13 protein-coding genes, 1 tRNA gene and 2 pseudogenes are annotated in these 21,217 nt (G+C 45.5%); 10 read left to right on the top strand and 6 right to left on the bottom strand.

Annotated features, from left to right (window positions below; genetic code table 11):
* Nucleotides 1-471: 471 nt before the first annotated feature.
* Both ACFQS8_RS08620 and ACFQS8_RS08625 read left to right on the top strand, forming a co-directional pair.
* Entirely contained in the window at nucleotides 472-5,310 is a 4,839-nt protein-coding gene (locus ACFQS8_RS08620; protein ID WP_382166913.1) for an NAD-glutamate dehydrogenase, read from the top strand.
* A gap of 42 nt (nucleotides 5,311-5,352) precedes the next feature.
* On the top strand, nucleotides 5,353-5,880 hold the full coding sequence (locus tag ACFQS8_RS08625) for a GNAT family N-acetyltransferase (RefSeq protein WP_382166914.1): 528 nt from the start codon (nucleotides 5,353-5,355) through the stop codon (nucleotides 5,878-5,880).
* Nucleotides 5,881-5,977: 97 nt separating this feature from the next.
* Here ACFQS8_RS08625 and ACFQS8_RS08630 read toward each other — a convergent pair whose 3' ends face one another.
* Nucleotides 5,978-8,077, bottom strand: coding sequence for a TonB-dependent receptor (locus tag ACFQS8_RS08630; protein ID WP_382166915.1), 2,100 nt, complete (start codon nucleotides 8,075-8,077; stop codon nucleotides 5,978-5,980).
* 246 nt (nucleotides 8,078-8,323) lie between these two features.
* On the opposite strand from ACFQS8_RS08630, the gene ACFQS8_RS08635 reads away from it, so the two are divergent.
* From ACFQS8_RS08635 to lepA, 3 genes are all read left to right on the top strand, one after another.
* Nucleotides 8,324-9,103, top strand: a complete 780-nt coding sequence (locus tag ACFQS8_RS08635; RefSeq protein WP_382166916.1) for an ion transporter — start codon at nucleotides 8,324-8,326, stop codon at nucleotides 9,101-9,103.
* Nucleotides 9,100-9,813: a GNAT family N-acetyltransferase gene (locus ACFQS8_RS08640; protein WP_382166917.1), complete on the top strand. Its 714-nt coding sequence runs from the start codon at nucleotides 9,100-9,102 to the stop codon at nucleotides 9,811-9,813. The genes ACFQS8_RS08635 and ACFQS8_RS08640 overlap by 4 nt, the downstream gene beginning before the upstream one ends.
* An 88-nt stretch (nucleotides 9,814-9,901) precedes the next feature.
* The gene (lepA, locus tag ACFQS8_RS08645) at nucleotides 9,902-11,713 is read left to right on the top strand and encodes a translation elongation factor 4 (protein WP_382166918.1); all 1,812 of its coding nucleotides are present in this window, start codon (nucleotides 9,902-9,904) and stop codon (nucleotides 11,711-11,713) included.
* 251 nt (nucleotides 11,714-11,964) lie between these two features.
* On the opposite strand, the gene ACFQS8_RS08650 is transcribed toward lepA, so the two are convergent.
* Nucleotides 11,965-12,735 carry a hypothetical protein gene (locus ACFQS8_RS08650; protein WP_382166919.1) on the bottom strand — a complete coding sequence of 257 codons (771 nt, stop codon included), beginning with the start codon at nucleotides 12,733-12,735 and terminating at the stop codon, nucleotides 11,965-11,967.
* A 567-nt stretch (nucleotides 12,736-13,302) separates the two neighbouring features.
* On the bottom strand, nucleotides 13,303-14,844 hold the full coding sequence (locus tag ACFQS8_RS08655) for a KAP family P-loop NTPase fold protein (protein WP_382166920.1): 1,542 nt from the start codon (nucleotides 14,842-14,844) through the stop codon (nucleotides 13,303-13,305).
* A gap of 248 nt (nucleotides 14,845-15,092) precedes the next feature.
* On the opposite strand from ACFQS8_RS08655, the gene ACFQS8_RS08660 reads away from it, so the two are divergent.
* A complete protein-coding gene (locus ACFQS8_RS08660; RefSeq protein ID WP_382166921.1) occupies nucleotides 15,093-16,169 on the top strand; it encodes a lipid A deacylase LpxR family protein in 1,077 nt (358 codons plus the stop codon).
* Between the two features lie 6 nt (nucleotides 16,170-16,175).
* On the opposite strand, the gene ACFQS8_RS08665 is transcribed toward ACFQS8_RS08660, so the two are convergent.
* Together ACFQS8_RS08665 and ACFQS8_RS08670 are read right to left on the bottom strand one after the other, a co-directional pair.
* Nucleotides 16,176-16,589, bottom strand: coding sequence for a hypothetical protein (locus ACFQS8_RS08665; protein WP_382166922.1), 414 nt, complete (start codon nucleotides 16,587-16,589; stop codon nucleotides 16,176-16,178).
* Between the two features lie 191 nt (nucleotides 16,590-16,780).
* A complete protein-coding gene (locus tag ACFQS8_RS08670; protein ID WP_382166923.1) occupies nucleotides 16,781-17,668 on the bottom strand; it encodes a hypothetical protein in 888 nt (295 codons plus the stop codon).
* Nucleotides 17,669-17,924: 256 nt separating this feature from the next.
* Between ACFQS8_RS08670 and ACFQS8_RS08675 the strand changes: the two genes are divergently transcribed.
* Entirely contained in the window at nucleotides 17,925-18,986 is a 1,062-nt protein-coding gene (locus ACFQS8_RS08675) for a hypothetical protein (protein WP_382166924.1), read from the top strand.
* A gap of 73 nt (nucleotides 18,987-19,059) precedes the next feature.
* Here the strand turns inward: ACFQS8_RS08675 and msrA are convergent, their stop codons facing one another.
* Nucleotides 19,060-19,692, bottom strand: coding sequence for a peptide-methionine (S)-S-oxide reductase MsrA (gene msrA / locus ACFQS8_RS08680; RefSeq protein WP_382166925.1), 633 nt, complete (start codon nucleotides 19,690-19,692; stop codon nucleotides 19,060-19,062).
* A gap of 211 nt (nucleotides 19,693-19,903) precedes the next feature.
* Here msrA and ACFQS8_RS08685 point away from each other — a divergent pair.
* From ACFQS8_RS08685 to ACFQS8_RS08695, 3 genes and pseudogenes are all read left to right on the top strand, one after another.
* Nucleotides 19,904-19,993 (top strand) — tRNA-Ser (locus ACFQS8_RS08685).
* A 40-nt stretch (nucleotides 19,994-20,033) separates the two neighbouring features.
* Nucleotides 20,034-20,162, top strand: a pseudogene (locus ACFQS8_RS08690) (IS6 family transposase); the annotation flags it as partial.
* Nucleotides 20,163-20,604: 442 nt separating this feature from the next.
* Nucleotides 20,605-21,191: pseudogene (locus tag ACFQS8_RS08695) on the top strand (IS6 family transposase); the annotation flags it as partial.
* Nucleotides 21,192-21,217: the final 26 nt, after the last annotated feature.

Consider the following 21,217-nt stretch of genomic DNA (forward strand, 5'->3'; position numbering starts at 1 on the left):
AGTCGCATGTTTTTGGCGTAATTTAGAGTTGAAAATTTCGTCATCTGGGAGTATCTTTAACCTATCAAATTGTCACTGATGTGACGGTGAGATCAAGGTTAGTTTGCGAGCGTCCCCCCCACCCAGCAAGCAAATTAACCGGATTTTCGGCGATCGAACGTGTCCCCGTTCGGTCGCCAATTAATGTGGTGATAGGGGCAATCAAAAATATCTCCAGAATGGATAATTCACGAATGTAGCACTTCGTGGAAGTCTTCTCCCATTCTGGCGCTATCTTCTCATGATTTTTCAGCAGTTCAGTAATTTTCTTGGCTCTTTAACCATTCTACAATGGTAAGACATGGATGATGCAACTTAACCCTGCCATATTCTCAGGCTCTGGGTTGCAAAAACCGCAACGCACGACAATTCTACACAACGATACTCAAAAAATTAAGCGAATAAAAAAATCGCATATCATGGGACGAGACTATGTCATTCAAGACAACGAATTCCAGCCTAGCTTTTGCAGTAGATGAAATACTCGCGGCAGCAGAGAATTTATCCAAAGGCAAAACTTCCGAGAAAAAGCTGAATGCACGGAACAATTTTCTAAAACAATTTTGTAATAGTGCTTCTATGGAGGAGTTTGCCCCCTTCTCAGCCGATGACGCCGCTGTAAATGCAATGGAGTTATGGAATTACTCTCTGGATGCAGATGTCAGTAAACGCAATATCAGATCTCGCCCATGTGTGGGTGCAAACAATAAAGAATTTGAGCGGACAGTATTTGAAATCGTTGGTCCCGATATCCCCTTCCTTGTAGACAGCGCGGTGTCAGCAATTGTGGAAGCGGGCGTGGAAATTGTCGCGATTGTACACCCAGTTGTAGACGAATTATCATTGATACAAATCCACACGCCGCCGCTGATTGATTCACGTCGTGCCGAAGTGGAAGAAATCCTTCGTCTGACTTTCAATGATGTATCCCTAGCAACGCTAGATCACATGGCGATGAAGAAAGTCATGCGTGATACTGCCAAATCACTCCTTTCAATGCCAGTCAGCGAAGGGCGCAGTAAAGAAGACCTAGAAGAAGCCAATCACTTTTTAACATGGCTTGAAGAAGACCACTTCTTCTTTTTGGGTGCGCGTCAATACAGCTATAGCAACCAATCTAAAGTGAAAAATGGAGAAGAAGCTGTACTTGAGCCTGAGATTGTCGGGGATGGTTTAGGTATTCTCCGTGATGTCGATCGTCACGTTCTGTCACACGGCACAGAACCGGCTGTGCTTACCCCACGTATTCGTTCATTCTTAAATGAACCTTCTCCCATTATCGTCGCAAAATCCAATGTGCGCTCACGTGTACATCGGCGTGTTTATGCAGATTATGTGGGTGTGAAGCAGATTGATAAGGACGGAAACGTCATTGGTGAAATTCGTTTCATCGGTCTATTCACTGCCGCATCTTATACACGTATGGCGAAAGACGTACCGCTTATCCGCCGCAAAATTGCGCGGGTTAAAGAGATGCTCGATATGGGTAGCTCATCTTACTCTGTAAACGCACTGAACAATATTCTGGAAACATATCCTCGCGATGATCTCTTCCAAATTTCTGAAGATGATTTGGCGCGTTTTTCTTATGGCATATTGGGGCTTTATCAACGTCCACGGACGCGCCTTTTCATACGGCGCGACCAATTTAACCGCTTTGTATCTGCATTGTTGTTTACACCCCGTGACAATTATTCGCCTGAATTGCGCCGCCAAGCCCACACGACGATTGCTGAAGCATATGGGGGACGCGAATCTGCGTTTTATCCAAGTTTTAATGATGGCCCGCTTGCGCGTGTACACTTCATCATTGGTTTAAGTCCTGGACATGCTGAACCCGATGAAGATGCACTCGATATTAAAGTACGACAGCTTGCGGAATCTTGGGAAGATGGCCTCGCGCGATCAGCACGTCTTGCAAATGATCCACCACCTTTGGTCCATGACAACCTTTTCAACGCTGCATACAAAGAAGCTTTCTCCCCGGATGAAGCGCTTAAAGATCTATCACTGATCCACAGTATTGATGACAATCAAGATGTCGCTGTGCGCGCCTACCCTAGCGCCAAACATGGTTCGACACGTTGTAAAATCTACCGTCGTGAAAATATTTTAGAGCTTTCAGACATTGTACCCGTATTAGAAAACATGGGACTTCGCGTTCTGTCTGAGACTGGCTACCCCATAATATCCAATCCGAAAGGCAAAGAACGCAAAACGGTTTGGGTTCACGACCTTGAACTAAACTTTCCAAATGCTGAAACTGTGCTTGATAGCAAGTTTGAAGATGGATTTGTGGCCGTTTGGAATGGCCAGACTGAAAACGATAGGTTTAACCAGCTCATCCTCCATCTCAACATTACTTGGAGGCAAGCTGCACTCATACGCACTTTATGTCGCTATCGCCAGCAATCTGGTTTGGAAGCTTCCCAAGATGTGCAAATTGACGCTCTCGTAAATCACCCAGATATTACGACAGAACTTATCAAATTGTTTGAAGAACGGCTTGATCCCTCAACCGGTGTTGAGAACGCCGTTGAGCTTGCTGAACGCACATCAGCCGCAGGCATCATTTCCGAACGTATCGTACATGCACTAGAACATGTTCCATCTTTGGATGATGACCGTGTACTTCGCCGCACAATGCACCTCATCAATGCAATTATGCGAACAAACTTCTATCAAGTACAAGAAAACGGTCTGCCCTACCCGCATATCTCCATCAAGATAGCGAGCCAAGAACTAGAAGACCTGCCAGCGCCTAAGCCTTTTCGCGAAATCTTCATGTGGTCTCCGCAGGTTGAGGGGGTCCACCTTCGCTTTGGTCCAGTTGCCCGTGGTGGACTGCGCTGGTCTGACAGGCGCGATGATTTCCGTACCGAAGTGTTGGGCCTCGTAAAAGCCCAACAAGTGAAAAACGCTGTGATTGTGCCAGTTGGATCTAAAGGCGGTTTCTTCCCAAAACAATTGCCAACGACCGGCACACGCGAAGACTATATCAATGGAGGAATAGCAGCCTATAAAACCTTTATCTCTTCCTTGCTGCAACTTACCGACAACATTATTGATGGCGTTGCTAAACGTCCCAAAGGCGTTTTTGCTTGGGATGGTGATGACCCGTATCTTGTTGTGGCGGCGGATAAAGGCACAGCAACATTCTCTGACATTGCAAATGGCCTATCTCAAGATAGTGACTTCTGGCTAGATGATGCCTTTGCCTCTGGTGGTTCTGTTGGATATGACCACAAAAAAATGGGAATTACAGCACGAGGTGGCTGGGAAGCTGTTAAACGCCACTTCCGAGAAATTGGCAAAGACATTCAAAACGAACCATTCACCGCCATTGGCGTGGGCGACATGTCAGGAGATGTTTTCGGAAACGGTATGCTGCTGTCAAAGCAAACAAAACTGCTAGCAGCGTTCAATCATATGCATATTTTTGTGGACCCCAACCCAGACCCAACGACCAGTTTTGAAGAAAGAAAACGTCTATTCGATATGGGCCGCTCTTCATGGTCGGATTACAATGCAGACCTAATTTCCAAAGGTGGACGTATCCTATCTCGAGCTGACAAGTCCGTTGAAATCACGCCCGAAATTATGGAAATGACAGGGCTGACTGAAAAGTCTGTTACGCCAGGTACACTGATACGTGCGATTTTACGTATGGATGCAGAACTCTTATGGTTTGGCGGTATCGGTACCTATGTAAAAGCGCAAGACGAGCAAAACTCACAAGTAGGCGATAAAGCCAATGACCACCTACGTTTAAACGGCAGTGAGTTAAATGTGCAGATTGTCGGCGAAGGTGCCAACCTTGGAATGACGCAAAAAGGACGTATCGAATTTGCCCGCAAAGGCGGACGTCTCAACACGGATGCGATTGATAACTCTGCTGGTGTGGATAGTTCAGACCATGAAGTGAATATAAAAATCCTTCTAAAAGAAGCCATTAATGCAGGCGAACTGAAAGCAAAAGATCGCAATGCCCTGCTCGCCAGCATGACTGATGATGTCGCCAAACACGTATTGGTCAATAATTACGACCAGACTGGCGCACTCACCATTATGGAACATAGCGCTGTTGCTGATTTAGATGCACACGCGCAATTCATGAGCACTTTGGAAGCAGAAGGTAAACTTGATCGCGCAGTAGAATTTCTACCCGATACAGATGCAATTACAGCTATGAAAGAGCAAGGCTTGGGGCTAACCCGCCCCGAACTCTCTGTATTGCTGGCATATGCTAAAAATGACTTGTTCGCAGCAATCGTGGAAAGTGATGCGCCAGATGATCCAGCTTTCCAGCATTTCTTGAAAAGTTATTTCCCTTCAGCTTTGGATAAGTTTGACATTCCACGTGCTAACCACCGCTTGAAACGAGAAATCATCGCAACACGCCTTGCAAACAGGCTGGTGAATATGACGGGGCCTTTCTACCCCTATGAAATGCGCGATGCCTCTTCGGTTGGGATTGGAACCTTGGTGCGCGCCTCAGAAGCTGCCCGCTCCATATTTGGCTTGGACGAACTGATCAACCGTATCAATGCGCTCGACAATAAAGCGCCGACGCAAGCTCAAACACTGATGCGTGTTGAGATCGCGGGTACGCTGCGCCAGCTGACAGGTGGTCTTGTGCCCCCTATCTTGCATGGGGCTGATCTAACCGAACTTATCGCCATGTATGCTGATGGTGTCAGCACGCTTCGTGTGGCGCTGGACAGTTGTATTACGCCTTTTGTAAAAGAACGTATTCGTGCTCGCGCAGATACATTTGTCGCGGCAGGCGCACCAGAAGATATTGCACTAGATGTCGCGAGCATACGTATTTTGGCAACGGCGCGTGAGGCAGTTGATGTGTCCTTGAAGACTGGTTGGCCAGTAACACCAACTGCTCGTATTCAACATGCACTCGATGAAATAATGGCATTGGATAAAATGCGTGCTGCTGTTCGTGATATCCAATTGGAAGATCACTGGGAACGTCTAGCAATGCAACGCGTAAGTGATGCCCTGCCCGCACAACAAGCGGCGCTTTCTGAACTTGCAATTAATCATGCCAAGAAAGATGGTCACAAGCCTGAAAAACTTACATTGAAGGCCGCACATGAAGCAGTCGAAATGTGGTTGGCACCGATGCGCGTAGATGTAAATCGCGTGACCGGACCGATTGATCAATTTGAAACTTCTGGAAGCTGGACTTTGGCAAAACTTGTATTAGTTGGCGATGCTTTGCGAGAATTTGTTCAAAATTCTGTTCAGAAGGTGTAAGACCTTATCGAAACAGTAAAGTCGATAAGAAGGACAGAGTAATTGCGTGCAGTTTCCTTGAGTTTTAGAGACGCCCGACCAGAAGATGCTGGGCGTCTCACAGCGATTGGTCGTGAAACCTTTTCGGAAACTTTCGGAATGCTTTATAAGCATGAAGATTTACAAGCTTATCTTGATGAAAACTTCACAGTTGAAAAGCAATTAGAAGAAATTTTAGATCCAAATGTTGAAATTCGCATTGCTGCAATGCGAACAAAAACAATAGCTTACGCAAAACTTGCTCCCGTGAAACTACCAGTAGACCATGACCCGGAAACATCTCTGGAACTTCATAGATTATATGTGCGGCAAGAAGGCCAAGGCGTGGGTGTGGGCCGAATTTTACTTACTTGGGCCGTAGAGCAGGCGCGCCACAGAGGTGCCAAATCCATATATCTGGGTGTCTGGGAAAACAACCAGCGTGCTATTGGTGTGTATGAAACACGCGAATTTGAAAAAGTAGGTGAATACAAATTTGAAGTTGGCAAGACTTTAGATAATGAAGTCATTATGCGGAAGAAATTGGGATAAATTCCTGATTTTTTCTCTCGAATTCAAATTTTCTTGAAAAATAAAACACCCTGAGACCGAAACCTCAGGGTGTTTTTTTACGATCTGCAGGCAAAATTTAGAATGGTGCTTTTACAGTAAAGCGTGCATTCAGAGGTGCACCTGTTGAAATATTTGTGTTGCTGTGTGCATCAGGGAAATAATCCTCATCGAGTAAATTCTCGAGGTTCATTTGAAGTTGCACACCGTTTTGCAACTTATAGAAAACAGCTGCATCAACACGCGTATAGTCTGGAATAAGAACCTTGTTGTCAGAGTTCACAAATTGCTCATCCTGATACACCACACCAAGACCAAAACCTAACGCTTGTGTCACGTCATAACGGTTCCAAAGTGAGAATGTGTTCTCAGGCACCTGCCCTGCACGGTTTCCATTAGGAACTGTTGAGTCCAAATTGCTGTAACCCACATTCAGATTCCACTGATCTGTGATTTGACCACCCAACTGGACTTCAAAACCTTTAGTTTCGGTCGTTACAATTCTTTGATCTTCACCATTGTCAGCGATCTCAGTTGTATCACGATCAAGTTGGAAATACGCAGTCGTCAAACTCAAAACAGGTGTAATATCCCATTTCAAACCAATTTCTTGGTTGATGAACTCTTCAGGGTCAAGTTTAGACGTTGAGTCACTCAAAGTCAGGAATTGATCACCAGAACGCGGCAAGAATGATTTACTATAGCTTGCATATGCAGAGATATTTTCAGCAGGTTTATAGATCAACCCAACACGTGGAGAGACTTCTTCATCGGAACGGCTGAATACATCCCCGTTAAAAATGTCGTCTGCAGTGATGTCAAACTGGTCAAAACGTAAGCCTGCAATAACTTTAACGTGGTCACCAATATCAATTTGGTCTTGCACATAAGCAGATGTGACTTGAACTTCTGAATCACGTGTACGAACAGGCTTTGAGAAAGAGAACTCACTGATTTGCAATGGGAATGACAAATCAAATGCCGCTTTATCTGTGCCAGTTGACGCAAACACATTATCAAAACGCGCATTGCTTGTTTGCTGGTCTGCGATCTCAGCACCCACCAAGAATATGTGTCCCAATAGCCCAGTGTTGAAATGAGATACCAAGTTTGATTGCAAGATAAAGTTACGGCGGTCAGTTGAATCTTTATAGCCATCTAATTGCACAGTATTCGCGTCTAGTCCGCCCGCAATGTCTGTAGCTGTTGTGTTGATTCCAGAAGAATAAAGGTTTTGATAGAGTTTATCATAACGCGCATATTGAGCGGTGGTATTCCATGTGAGATTGTCGTTAAATTCGTGATCTACACGGGCGCGTACAATGTGAGCTTCTAATGTAGTGAAGTTTTGGTCTGCACTTCCAAAGAAAGTATCTCTAAAGCCAGCAACAGGTGCAAATACTCCATCACCATCCAGATCTTCAGATGGAACACCACGATCTACACCGCGATCATCATTCACATACTCATAAGACAGTAACAAGCTAGTTTTGTCTGAAAGCTCGTTCAGATAAGTTGGGTTGATTGCGTAGCGGTCGCCCTCAAAAACGTCTCTGTGGTTTTGAAATGACTCAACGAGTGCATTGATGCGGAAACCATCATTCTCACTTGTCGGCAAGTTGGAATCTAAAGCAACAGAGTACTCACCAAATGTATCGACACCTGCTGTTATGCTGTTGAAGCTTTTCTCAAGGTCAGGCTTTTTCGTTGCACGGTTCACAACACCGCCACCGCCGCCACGACCAAAAATCATCGCGTTTGAACCACGAAGGATCTCAACCTGCTCAATGTTGTAGAGCGGACGGAAATACTGAACATCATCACGTAGACCATCTAGGAAAAAGTCAGCCGTTGTGTTTTGGCCGCGAATAGAGATTTGGTCACGGTGGCCTTCTCCCTGCCCGGCAGTCACACCCGGTGCATAGCGTGTAATGTCACCCATGTTTGTGAAACCGTGCTCAAAAATAGCATCAGCACCGATGACGGAAAGGCTTTGAGGCACATCAATAATCGGCGTAAGTGTTTTTGTGCCACTGAATTTTTCATTTGAAAGGTATGTTCCGGTAACAACCACTTTATCTTGTACAGATGGAGCGTCCTTCGCTGCTTCATCAGCAAAAGAGTTATTCGAAATGCTCAACAAGGCCGCTGCAGCGACGCCCCAATACAACTTACGCATATAGTTTTAATTTCCTATTTGTTAATAATGCGAATTACTCGCAGAAATTACATGTGCTCATACCAATGTGCGATTGATTTGCAAGTGCGAAAAATGAGTTAGGGGTGATTCAGCTATATTCAGTGGCAAAAGAAGCACACATTCCCCGCCGCCCATAGTTTCCTACAGCGTAGAATAATTCCCAAATCCACAAAGACATGATTACTCTTAAGCTATCCGATGATGCCTAGCTGAGTGAGGTTTCAAATGAGAACACGTGCACGCCTCTACAAACTTCTCGAACCATCCGTTCGCGACAAAGGCATTTCTGCCCTCAATATTGTACTGATTATACTTGTTCTGGTGAGCTTCCTGACCTTTTCGCTCGAAACAGAGATGAGTTTGTCAAAAGAATTTAGAAACCAACTCGCGAGTTTCAATCTGGTAGTATTGGCCATCTTTGCATTGGAGTATGTCGCACGGGTTTGGGTTTCGGCTGAAAACACTACCTATAAAGGCATACGTGGGCGCATCACCTATATGCTCACGCCTTTTGCTATTACCGATCTTCTAGCTTTTCTTCCTGAACTACTCGCACTCATGATCACAGCAGGCGATGCACGCGCTATTGCTGCACTTAAAGCTCTGCGCCTATTCCGACTATTGAAACTTGCGCGCTTTGTACCCGCTTTTGGTATGCTATGGGCTGCCCTCAAGCGATCGGGCGCGCAGCTGGGTGTAGCTTTAATAGTGGCCCTCGCATTGATATATGTTTCAGCAATCATCATTTATTTCATCGAAGGCGACATCCAACCCGAAGCATTTGGCTCTATACCGCGTGCGACATGGTGGGCTGTCGCCACTTTAACTACAGTGGGCTATGGCGATGCCTACCCGATAACTGTGTTGGGGAAGATGTTTGCTGGCGTCATCGCACTTGCAGGAATTGGTGTTGTTGCATTGCCAGCGGGTATATTTGCTTCCGCAGTATCAGACGAAGTGGATGAACGCGAGAAAATGAAAAAGCACAATAAGGATCATTCATGAGCGATTTTGCATTTCCCAATGCGCATTTGAAAACAAAACTCGCCCGCCCCGCCTGGCATAGCTTGAATGATAGCCATGTTGAGCTTTCGATGGGAAATGAAACCGCTCGCATTTACCGTCCAGAAATCAATGCTTTTCTTGCAGCAGTTGATGATAATGAAACTTCGTGGCAGGCGGCTGAAACACTCGCACCGATAGATCAGGAAGTCTTTGTTGTTCAGGCGGGAGAACCGCCTCAGCTCCCCAATATGACCATGACGAAATCAGCGCCATGTGTACAAATGATTGGTATTTTGGATGCTCCTGACCATGATTGCTCTTACGATATTCTCACTCTAAGCGAAGCTGATGCACCAGAGATGCTGGCATTGGCGGAGTTAACCCAGCCCGGTCCGTTTCGTCCCTCAACCTATCTCATGGGCCAATTCATTGGCGTGCGCATAGATGGGCGTTTGGCAGCGATGGCGGGAGAACGATTTCGCTTTTCGGGACTTTGTGAGCTAAGCGCAATTTGCACACACCCTGATTTTCAAGGAATGGGGCTTGGCAAAAGTTTATCCGCATTGAAATCCAAACAAATTAAAGCACGCGGAGAGATACCCTTCCTCCACTCTTGGAAAAGCAACACCCGTGCGATTGGTTTGTATGAAAAACTTGGGTTTAGAATCTTGCAGGAAGTGACTGCTTCTGTGTTTGTGAGACACGGTTGAGAGCAGGAATGCCCCTGTAATTTCTAAAGTTTCGTTCTAAACAACATTTTCCATTGCCCGCCCTCTTTGCCAGTGCTAAATCCCAGCAATGAAATCACTAGACAAAATACGCAATTTTTCCATCGTCGCGCACATAGACCATGGAAAATCAACACTCGCTGATCGGCTTATTCAAGTCACGGGCGGCCTGACCGAACGTGAAATGAAAGCGCAAGTTCTCGACTCAATGGACATTGAGCGTGAACGTGGGATCACGATTAAAGCGCAGACAGTGCGCCTGAACTACACTGCAAAAGATGGTGAGACATACACGCTCAACCTAATGGACACACCCGGACACGTGGACTTCGCATATGAAGTATCGCGCTGTTTGAATGCGTGTGAAGGTTCATTGCTTGTTGTGGATGCCTCCCAAGGTGTTGAAGCGCAGACATTGGCGAATGTGTATCAAGCGATTGATGCGAACCACGAGATTGTGCCCGTTCTGAACAAGGTGGACCTGCCCGCTGCAGATGTTGACCGTGTGAAAGCGCAGATTGAAGATGTGATCGGAATTGACGCGTCTGAATCTGTCGAGATTTCAGCCAAAACCGGTATGGGTGTGCCTGACGTTTTAGAAGCGATTGTGACCCGCCTGCCACCTCCGCGTGAAGGCGATGAAACTGCTCCGCTAAAAGCCTCCCTCGTGGATGCTTATTATGACCCATATATGGGCGTTGTCGTGATTGTGCGTATCGTTGACGGCGTGATGAAGAAGAAACAAAAAGTTCGGATGATCCAAACTGGGGCCATTTATGAACTTGACCGCGTGGGTTATTTCCGTCCGGGCCGATTAGAAGATGCTGATGCGCTTTACCCTGGTGAAGTTGGCTTCCTAACAGCAAGCATTAAAGAAGTGGCTGACTGTGCGGTGGGTGATACCATCACCGAAGATAAGAAGCCTTGTGAGGGTAAACTCCCCGGCTTTAAAGAAGTACAGCCGGTGGTCTTCTGTGGTCTTTTCCCTGTGGATGCGGCTGACTTTGATGACCTTCGTAATGCGATGGGTAAATTGCGTCTGAACGATGCGAGTTTCTCTTGGGAAATGGAAAGCTCGGCGGCGTTGGGCTTTGGTTTCCGTTGTGGTTTCTTGGGGCTATTGCACCTTGAAATCATTCAGGAACGCTTGAGCCGTGAATTTGACCTCGACCTTATCGCAACTGCCCCTTCTGTTATTTACGAAATGGGCATGCGCGACGGGACAGAGATTGAGCTTCACAACCCTGCTGATATGCCGGATGTGATGCAGATATTGGAAATCCGTGAGCCATGGATTTCAGCGACAATCATGACGCCTGATGAATATCTCGGTGGTATTTTGAAACTATGTCAGGAACGTCGTGGCCTCCAAACTGACCTTTCCTATGTGGGTACGCGGGCCATGGTGAAATATGAACTCCCCCTCAATGAGGTGGTGTTTGATTTCTATGACCGCCTAAAATCCATCTCCAAGGGCTATGCCTCTTTTGACTATCAGTTGAAAGATCACCGCACTGAAGACCTTGTGAAAATGTCTATCCTCGTCAATGAGGAACCCGTGGATGCGCTATCTATGCTTGTGCACCGCTCACGCGCTGAAGGGCGTGGCCGTGCGATGTGTGAGCGCTTGAAAGAGCTTATTCCGCGCCACCAATTTAAAATCCCTATTCAGGCAGCCATTGGAGGCAAGGTGATTGCCCGTGAAACCATCGCGGCCATGCGTAAGGATGTGACGGCCAAATGTTATGGGGGTGATGCCTCCCGTAAACGTAAACTACTGGACAAACAAAAAGCCGGTAAGAAACGTATGCGCCAATTTGGTAAAGTGGAAATTCCACAAGAAGCCTTTGTGGCCGCCCTTAAAATGGATGGCGACGGCTAGTCGCCCCTCCTTTGCGATGTCATCCCCGACGGCCAAGCCGTCTGGGGAACCATCTCCCAATTTTCAGACAGATACAGATAGCAAGGCCATTTGCTGGATACCCTGATGCGCAAGCGCATCGGGCATGACGTGTTTTGCTCTTTTTGATTTGGCATCACAAATTGTGATAGCAAGATATTAGAGTGCTATGGTAGAGATGGCTAAATTTACTCATCCAGAAAGTTATGCTTTCCGAGTGTTTATATATTAGACTACTCTAAAGCAAGCCGTTTCAACTGCCCTTCGTTTAGCGGATTCTGTTTGGCATTCATCACTGCTTCACGACACTTCTCAAAAAATTCAGGAAATATAGTCTGAATGTACAAAGTTTCCCAAGCACTTAGGCGAAATGAGAAAACGTATCTCGCTTCCCCCAATGTCAATGTTGAGTGAAAACCATTGGGTGCCCCCGTCACCTTATCTCCGTATATAACTAACCCACCATGGGCTGCGTAATCGTGCTCACCAGTTAACGCACGATATTGTGTATAAACCCAATCCGCATCTATTTTTAAATTAAGGCGATTTCTATCCGACTTCCCCAACACAAATTCACATAGAGAAACTAACCTAGGAGCTTCAATTTCTGCCATATGACACACCATAAGTTTAGAGAAATACCTATAAATATTTAAGTATTCGCAAGTCCCCTCTTCATAAACTTGGTTGAACATATTTTGAGGGTCTTCATTTGCTTGGAAGCACTTATTTACCTCTTGAAATAATATGTCGAATTGTCTATCTGCGGGCTGCGTCAATGTATCGTTGCAATTTTTACAAATTCTACTTCTAAAATGTAAATTTTTGGATTTTGGCCCTTGTACATTACGGTATGGATCATCAGCTCTTTCAAAATGTCCTATAACCATTTTCTCGTTACCAAACTGACTAGAGATAGCTGACCGCTTTATTTTATGTTCACCAGTTAAATTTTGAGTTGCTCCGCATAAACAGCAACTGCCCTCTCTGTGATCAATGAACATTACCCACTCCCAAATCATATTTTAGTATCACATATTTCTTAGTTTCTAGACTCAGATTTCTGTCATTTTGAGGACTAAAAAATAAAAGTGAAAATGACTTTTAGATCACCCCTCCATGCGCCAAAACCTCCGCCACCGAGACCGATGCGAGAGTATAAGGTTTAATCGTAAAATCAGGGCGCGAAGCACACAGATTTTTGGCAGTGATAGCCAAGACCCGATCTGCACACGGGCCCCAGCAGGTAAGTAGGCCGCAAATCTGCGTGCCTCGCATGGTGATTTACCGTGGTGAGGTTCCTTCTTATAAGGGGTTCCTGCCCCCAAAGCCCGCTAAGGATGACGACAGCCACCCCCGCAAAGGATATCCCCTAGAGCACGCCCAACACCTGCATAGACACTCCGAATGCGCCATGTGGTTTGAAGGGTACACCATCCCACCCCAGCACGATCGGTCGCGAGCCGCCCCATGAGGTGTGATGGACGTAGTATGCACGAGGTTTTCAGACGGGGGATAAGTTTTAGAAAATTTCTTCATTTCGCATAGTATTGCGAGCAAGTAGAAATAGGCTAGCTTTCTCCTTCTGGAGAAATTTCTAAAGACAGCTTTGAGGCGGTAGTGAGGAAGTCCACATAATAAGCCAACTTGCTTATTTCTGACTTTTGTTTTGTCGAAGGAAGAGCACTGTACTCTTGATGAAGTAAATCCCTAAGATGGTGAACACAGGCGGATTTTTGAGATTTTCCGTGTACCTCTTCCAAAACTGTTACTATTTTTTTGTCTGTAAGAGCCGAAACGACAACGACCCAATCAAGTAAAGTAACCATGTGCTTAGAATTCGTGGAGATCTCAACACTCCTCAACTTGTCGATCTCTAATCTATATTCGAAGCCAGGTTTGGATCGTTCACTAATAATTGATTTTGTTAGAATTTTATCTTTATTATAAAATACTAAAGTAGCACAAATAAGAACGTAGAACAGGTCGATTGAAAATTTAAACTCCCAACTCCTTTCAAACGTTTTGACCATGAAAAGTATATGCTTATAGTCTCTAACGTTGTTCACGAAAGGTGAAAGAACCTTCTCTATATTTGCAGAAAAATTAGTTTCCTTTTGCTTGTCTTGGCCGAACACGAGATACTTAGACAGATCAAACTGATATAATGTAGTTAGGTAACGAATATAATTTGTAACTTCAGGATTGGGTAAATTGTAAGTAAAGCTGAAAAAGCGATTTAGATATGACCTAGAGTCAAACTCAGAGCCATACACAGCTTTTATAGAATGTTCGAGCTCATCACTATCTGTTCCAATGACAAAAACGACACCTTTCACATTAAATAGATGGTTTATTCTTTCCAATACTTCAATTGCGAAAGTTGGCCTACAGCGATCAAGTTCATCTACAAATATATAGAATGGGGAGCATCCACTTTTTTCGTTAGTAAATATTTCCACCAGTTTTTCAAACTTATTTGAGAAACTGGATATCGCATTTTTCTTCTCATTTGCAGTTCTTATTTGTTGAATAAAAGAAGATGACTTAACAGGCTCTATTTTTATACCTGAATTTACTGCTACTTCCGATGCATCAAGCGCTTTTCGTTGAAAAGTGTTTTCTGAAACAGCGTATTCTTCCTTAAAAAATTCAAACGCTTCGCCAAGTAACTTTTTTAAAGTTTGTTCGGTCAGGTTCGTAGTAGTTTGTTTAGCTAAAACAGCAGCATTCTCAACAACAACTTTTAAAGCAGCTCTCGCCATTTCAGATATTTTCGTCGATGCATTCGTTTCTGTTTCAATTTCATCTTTAATTGCTGCAATTAGCGAAATTAAAGGATCAATATTCGAGTCAGCTTGCCACGCATCAAATTCAACAACTTTGTGTTTGGAGTTGCGCAATTGAGCTGCAAAGTTTCTAAGAAAATATGATTTCCCAGTACCCCACTGGCCCTTCAGGTTGATAACAAAGGAACCTCGACTATGAGGACTTACAATGTCGCTCATCGAGTTGTGAAAATAATTTTCTAGGAAGTCGGCGTCTTTTTTTCTATCCAATAAATCTTCAGGTTGAGTCCAAGGCGTAATTACTCTTTGATGCTCCTCGTTCATGAATCTCCCCCTTGAATTAATTTGTAGAGAAGATCATTGAGCTCTTTTTATTATCATTCAATATCTTTTCTGCTGTAAAAAGCGATATTTTCAGAGAGTTGGTTCGCTGCATTGAAAGTTCGTGTTCAGGAGGTCTGATATAGACGCCGACACCAAAAAAGTTGTATCGACATGATAGCGGCGTCCCTGCGCTCTTTACCTTGCTCTGCCTTCCCAAAGGCAAATGCACTATGCCTGACGGAGATTGCATGATCCGTAAAAAACTATCCTTGTGCGCAAGCCTAATTGCTCTATGTGCGCCATATGGTTTCGCTCAAAATGTTCACGAAAATGATGGCCCTGAAAATAGCGCACAGCCTGAGAAAGTGTCGCGGGTTGAACTTTTTAAAGCTAGCAACGCCACAAAGGATGAAGCGTCCACCCTCACCTTTGTGTGGGAAAATGACAGCTTCGCAAACACAGACCGAAGCTACACAAACGGTATGCGCTTGGCGTGGCTTTCTGGAAAGCAATCGCAAAGTGATATTGTGAAATACATCGCGCACACTGTTTTTGGGGCGGAGGATGATGCTGTTTTGCGGCGCGGCGTGGCGATTGGGCAATCCATTTTCACCCCCACCGACATTGAAGCGACGACAAAAATACCCGATCAACACCCTTATGCGGGTTGGCTATATGGGGAATATTCCGCCGTCATGGCACAGCGCAATATCATCGACCAAATGTCTCTCCAAGTGGGCATTGTTGGCCCGAGTGCGGGCGGTGAATTTGCGCAAAATGAGTTTCATTCCCTCATCGGCATTGAAGGCGCGAAGGGCTGGGACAATCAGCTAGAAGATGAGCTGGGGATTGTGCTCTCCTATGAACGCAAAGCACGCCGCATTGCGCGCATTGGTGACACAGATTTTGGAGCTGATTTGACGCCCAATTACGGAATTTCGCTCGGTAATGTGTATACGCAAGCACGTGCTGGGCTGACATTGCGCATTGGCCAAGACCTATCCAATGATTATGGGCCGCCCCGCGTGCGCCCTTCTCTTGGCGGCGCTGGATATTTCGTGCCTGATGATGCTTTTAGCTGGTATATCTTTGGCGGCGTGGAAGGACGCGCCGTCGCACACAATATTTTCATGGATGGGAGTTTGATCAATGAGGATGTTGTGGATTTATCGCGCCGCAATTTCGTGACCGATTATCAGGGTGGGTTGGTGGTGCAGGTGTTTGGTGTGCAAGCTGCGCTCACGCTTGTGGAGCGATCCAAGGAATATGACGAACAAGAAGAACCGCAGCGCTTTGGCGCATTTAGTTTGAGCCGCAAATTCTAGCGCTATTTAAGCGGCGCGGCGCATTCTGTGGGCTGTGTATTTCATCGCAACTTCAATCAGCGTTTCAGGCGTGATAATTTGCGTGATCGCATCATAAAAAGCGGGGATGGATTTTTTGTGAAATTGGCGCAAGTCAAACTCTTCGGCCATTTTGCATGCGTTTAATACGCGCACAATGTCGGAAATATAATCCTCATTGTGAATATGCAGGAGCTGTTTGCGAATGGACTGAAACTCTAAAAACTGAGGATCAGTCTCTACAAAAGAATAAACTGTGCGCGTCTTTGGCTTGAGCAAAGGAATAAGGGCCGCATTCTCTGTTTTGCGAATATCATGAATAAAATCAGCGAGTTCAAGATCCGTAAAATGGTGTCTTGAGCGCTTGATAATCTCCAAAATTTTCAGCGTTGATGCGTGCATCCTAATTTCCCATACAATATACGATTACATGCCACTGCATGGGCCAAACTCGTCTTGTTGGGGAATTATTGTGTAAAATTCCTGCATTTTCGTTAATCTTTGCAACTGACGCGTTAAGACTGCTCCAAAAGCGCGTTTAACCTTAGCAATGACGCCTGCTAAACCGCGCTATATTTGCACGCAGGATTTGGTTATTTCAGATAGCGCACAATGTCTTCAGCAATGCTGGTAACTAAGACATCATTACGCCAATAAGCCATATGCGAGAGCGTGTTCCAGCGCGTGAAGACATTGCCGGCATTGATCTGAATATCTTGCAGCTGCCCCGTTTGGCCCAAAGCCTCAAAGCCCGCTCCAGTGGGAATTAAGGGATAACCCAACACATCGTCCCGATCATAAAAATTCAGCCACCAAGGCAAATCTAAATCACCGACTTTACCCGCAGGATGAGATATCGCTTCAACCTTTTCGGGCGATTGTCCCAGCATAAACAACGGAATATTGCAGCCAAATGTAATAAAACGTTTGAGGCTGCGTGCGTTTGTGAATGATGAGATAGAGGACGTGTTTTGAGCGCGGGTCAGAAAATAATCCATCATCACCTGCCCGCCCAATGAATGCGCCAACACAATGAGCGGAGCCATGGGCTGACATTGCGCCTCTAGTTTTTCCAGTGCGGATGTAATTGACGCCTGCACACGCTCATAAGCGGCTTCATAAGGGTATGTGATGCGTGCGCGAGGCCTGTAGGTCGCAGCGTCTCCTAAATTTTCAATGACAAGCTGACGTATGCGAGAGCGCTTTATCTGTTTGCCTAAGCGTGCATAGTAATTGGACTGCACATCATTAAATACATGCGCATAATTTGCTTCTACCCACGCTATATCTGCCTGCATGTTATTGTTGTAACGTGCTAACTGGCGATGCAATTTGGCATATAGCGCAGATGAATACATAAGTTTTTCGCTGTCGTGTTGGGGTGGCAAGGCCTGCCTGCCAATGCCGTGAACAAGTAGCACCCCTATTTTCTTGTTCTTCATTTGCGCAATCTCTGCGCCTTGTTGTTCCAATACACACATCCAATTACCCCTTGTGCAAATCAGCAAGGGTAAGCGCCGCAAGGGTGTGTAGGATAAGCTGGGATTTATCCCCCACAGGGCGCAAAATATGGTAATGCGGCATTAACTTTAGTTGATCATATATTAATCAACTTGGTTAAATTGATATCTGAGTGTCAATTCATACGCTAGGAATGCCTAATTACGTTGCGCATTTATACAAAACTAGACTATGAGATACGAGATAATCTTTGCAAAGATCGGTTTTTCAACGTCTATGAACATCACGTTTGACAGCTTGATATCCAACACGCTGCGCTATTGGAACATGGCGGAGAGCTGGATTCTATCCCACCAAGAACTTGCCAGTTTTGGTGTAATCGTCGCGTTAGCAGCCATTTTAACCCTTTTCCTATTCGCGTTTAAAATGCTTTGGGGCGCTGCGCGTTCAGCACATATTGCTGGTACAGCCTCTCAAGTACGTCGCGGCACAGACATCGGCGCTCGCGTACTGATAACTCAGGGCTTTGGCAAAAACGGAAAAGCCGCAAGCGAGTTTCTGTCTGAAGCTGCCCGCAGCCACCTAAAGGGTTTTATGTTTGGTGGCCCGTTTGATGTGATTGATTTTCCTGCCCGCATCGCCAATGAAGAAGAAGCCCAATCCTTGCTTAAGCAAGCTGGTGCTGATCTTGTCATGTGGGGCGAAGGTACGAAGAAAAATAAGATTGTTGCGCGTATTGCTCGCCGCGATGACTCCAAGAAGAAAACGCAATATCAACACCGCACACTGACTTTGCCGCAAAACAAAGACAATTGGACAAGCCCGCTATCAGCTGCGTTAGCCTATGCGACTGCGCGTGAGCTGCGCCCCGCTCTGTCCCGTCCACAAGATTTTCGTGCGGAACGCTTGGAGCCAGTGGTTCTGGCTCTACAAAACATTTTAAATGAGAAGCCCGGCATGGACGCCGCTCTGCGCGGTGACATTGAAGACGATTATTCAGCTGGTAGTGTTCAGCTTGCTATTGCGGATATGGGCGATTGGCGCACACGTTCGGTTGAGATATTGCAAAAGACACTTAGCGATATTGATCGCTCTGAAACGCCAGACCGCTGGGTGCGTGCGAAAATTAATCTTGGACGCGCTTTGAAAATTCGCTGCGAACAAAAGTTTGACCCAATCATTCTGCAAGAATCTGTGGGTCATTTGACCGACGCACTCGAAGCGTTACGTGCAGAGAGCAAATTTAAGACAGCCGAGCTGGCCGCACAAACCATTTCCGACTGTCAGAAAATGCTAGGAACACGTCGTCGATTCTCCATCACACGTGGCGGCATCTAACCAATATCAATTCTGTTGTTTGAAATAAAAAGCGCGAAAGGTTCGTCCTCTCGCGCTTTAATTTTATATCGCTCTAAATACAAGCAATGCCTGTGCCTTTGAGGCCGCAATAGCCAGATGGGTTTTTGGCAAGATATTGCTGGTGATATTCTTCAGCATAATAATATGGCCCCGCAATTGCGATCTCCGTTGTGATCTCACCTCGCCCAGCATCATTCAACGCTTTTTGATACGCATCACGGCTGGCTTTGACACGCGCCAAATCAGCTTCATTCACAGCATATATAGCGGAGCGGTATTGAGTGCCTTGGTCATTGCCCTGACGCATGCCTTGGGTTGGATCATGTGCTTCCCAAAACACTTTCAATACCCCTTCTAAGCTAATCACAGAAGGATCATAAACAACACGGACGACCTCAACATGGCCCGTACGCCCTGAACACACCTCGTCATATGTGGCATTGGGCGTATAACCGCCCTGATAGCCAACGGATGTGACATACACGCCTTCCGTTTCCCAAAAGCGGCGCTCCGCCCCCCAGAAACAACCAAGCCCAAGATAAATTTCGCTAAAGCCTTCCGGCACATCTGCCTTTAGAGGCCGATCATTTAAAAAATGCGTTTTGGACGTTGGCAAAGCCTCATCTCTGCCTGCCAAAGCATTTTCTGGTGAGACCAAGTTTAATTTATCCATAGATAAACTCATATTCCGCTCCTTCATGGCAGGAAGTTACACATTTCTAGTGGGATTTATCTGGGGAGTATGTGCACGAAATTCCAGTACGCAGCAACGGATAAAGTCGCGCCTCGTCTTCACATTGATGAGAGTTTGAAAAAATACAAGAAATTCATATCAGAATAAGCAAGTTATAACTTGCACTTCATAAAACACACGCTATTGTCGCGCCTTCCTCAGCGGTGAGGTGGCCGAGTGGTCGAAGGCGCACGCCTGGAAAGTGTGTAGGCGGGGAACCGTCTCCAGGGTTCGAATCCCTGTCTCACCGCCATTCAGTCCGGTTGTTTCTGATCGTGCGAGTTCCGACAGTTAAAAGCTTGCAGAAATTTGTGGATATACAATCGTCAATTCACAATCACTTCAATTTGGAGAGACATCTCTACTCAAGGTCAAATTTCAAACGAAACCGTGACGTCGCATTAAGCGAATGGCGGCAACTTTTTGTGGGTAAAAAAACGACAGCTCCCGTTACTCAGAGACCGGTTAGCTTTTGTCTGACTCCACCTTACAAGTTAAAATAAAAATTAACTGTAAGTCCGGCTACTACAATTCCGTATATATAAAAATGAAATTTTGATATACTATATATACATATCCAAGTTATAAAACTAAATGCTACTCCTAACAAACTGTATGGAATTTCTAAATAAACAAGACCAAAATACAGAACGGTAAGAAGTACTAAAACTATTTCTAAAAAAATTTTATTGTTCACAATTTACAGCTTCCGTCGAAGAGTTTTCGGAAGTACAGCCGCCAACTCTAAGCAAGGCTTCTGACTCCATTTCTTCCGATGTTGCTTGACCGCCTAATCCGACTCCAAGGCATTGTCAGATTAAACGTCTCATTTCCAACTTAGCCAGCTTTCGCTAAGCTGCAAGCATGAAAACTTCCATCTTCCGATACTTCAAAACATCACCCGAAATCATCAAACTTGCAGTGATGATGTATATTCGTTTTCCACTCTCACTGAGAAATGTCGAAGACCTACTTCACGAGCGTGGAATTGATATCACGCACGAAACTGTTCGGTTTTGGTGGAACAGGTTTGGTCCCTACTTCGCATCAAAGATCAGGACAAAACGTTCGGCTCAAATGCGTAAGTTCCCTCAATGGCAATGGCACCTCGATGAAGCTCCTGTCGGAGCCTTTTCCGCTTAGCTTTGATCTACTAGAGCAAAGCTTTGGCTTAAGCCAACTAGCTCCAAAGTCATCAAGATCAACGGTGAGATTCACTACCTTTGGCGCGCCGTTGACCATGAAGGTGAAGTCTAGAAGCTTACGTTACCAAACGCCGTAACAAACGAGCAGCATTGAAGTTTTTACGTAAAGCCATGAAACGATATGGCCCGCCTCACCTGTTAGTCACGGATAAATTGAAATCATATCGTGCAGCAATGAAGGACATTGGAAATGCTGATAGACAAGTGACAGGACGTTGGTTGAACAACCGATGTGAGAATTCTCACTAGCCGTTCCGACGACGAGAAAAGAT

This window comes from Hirschia litorea (genome assembly GCF_042665075.1).
GTDB lineage: Bacteria > Pseudomonadota > Alphaproteobacteria > Caulobacterales > Hyphomonadaceae > Hirschia > Hirschia litorea.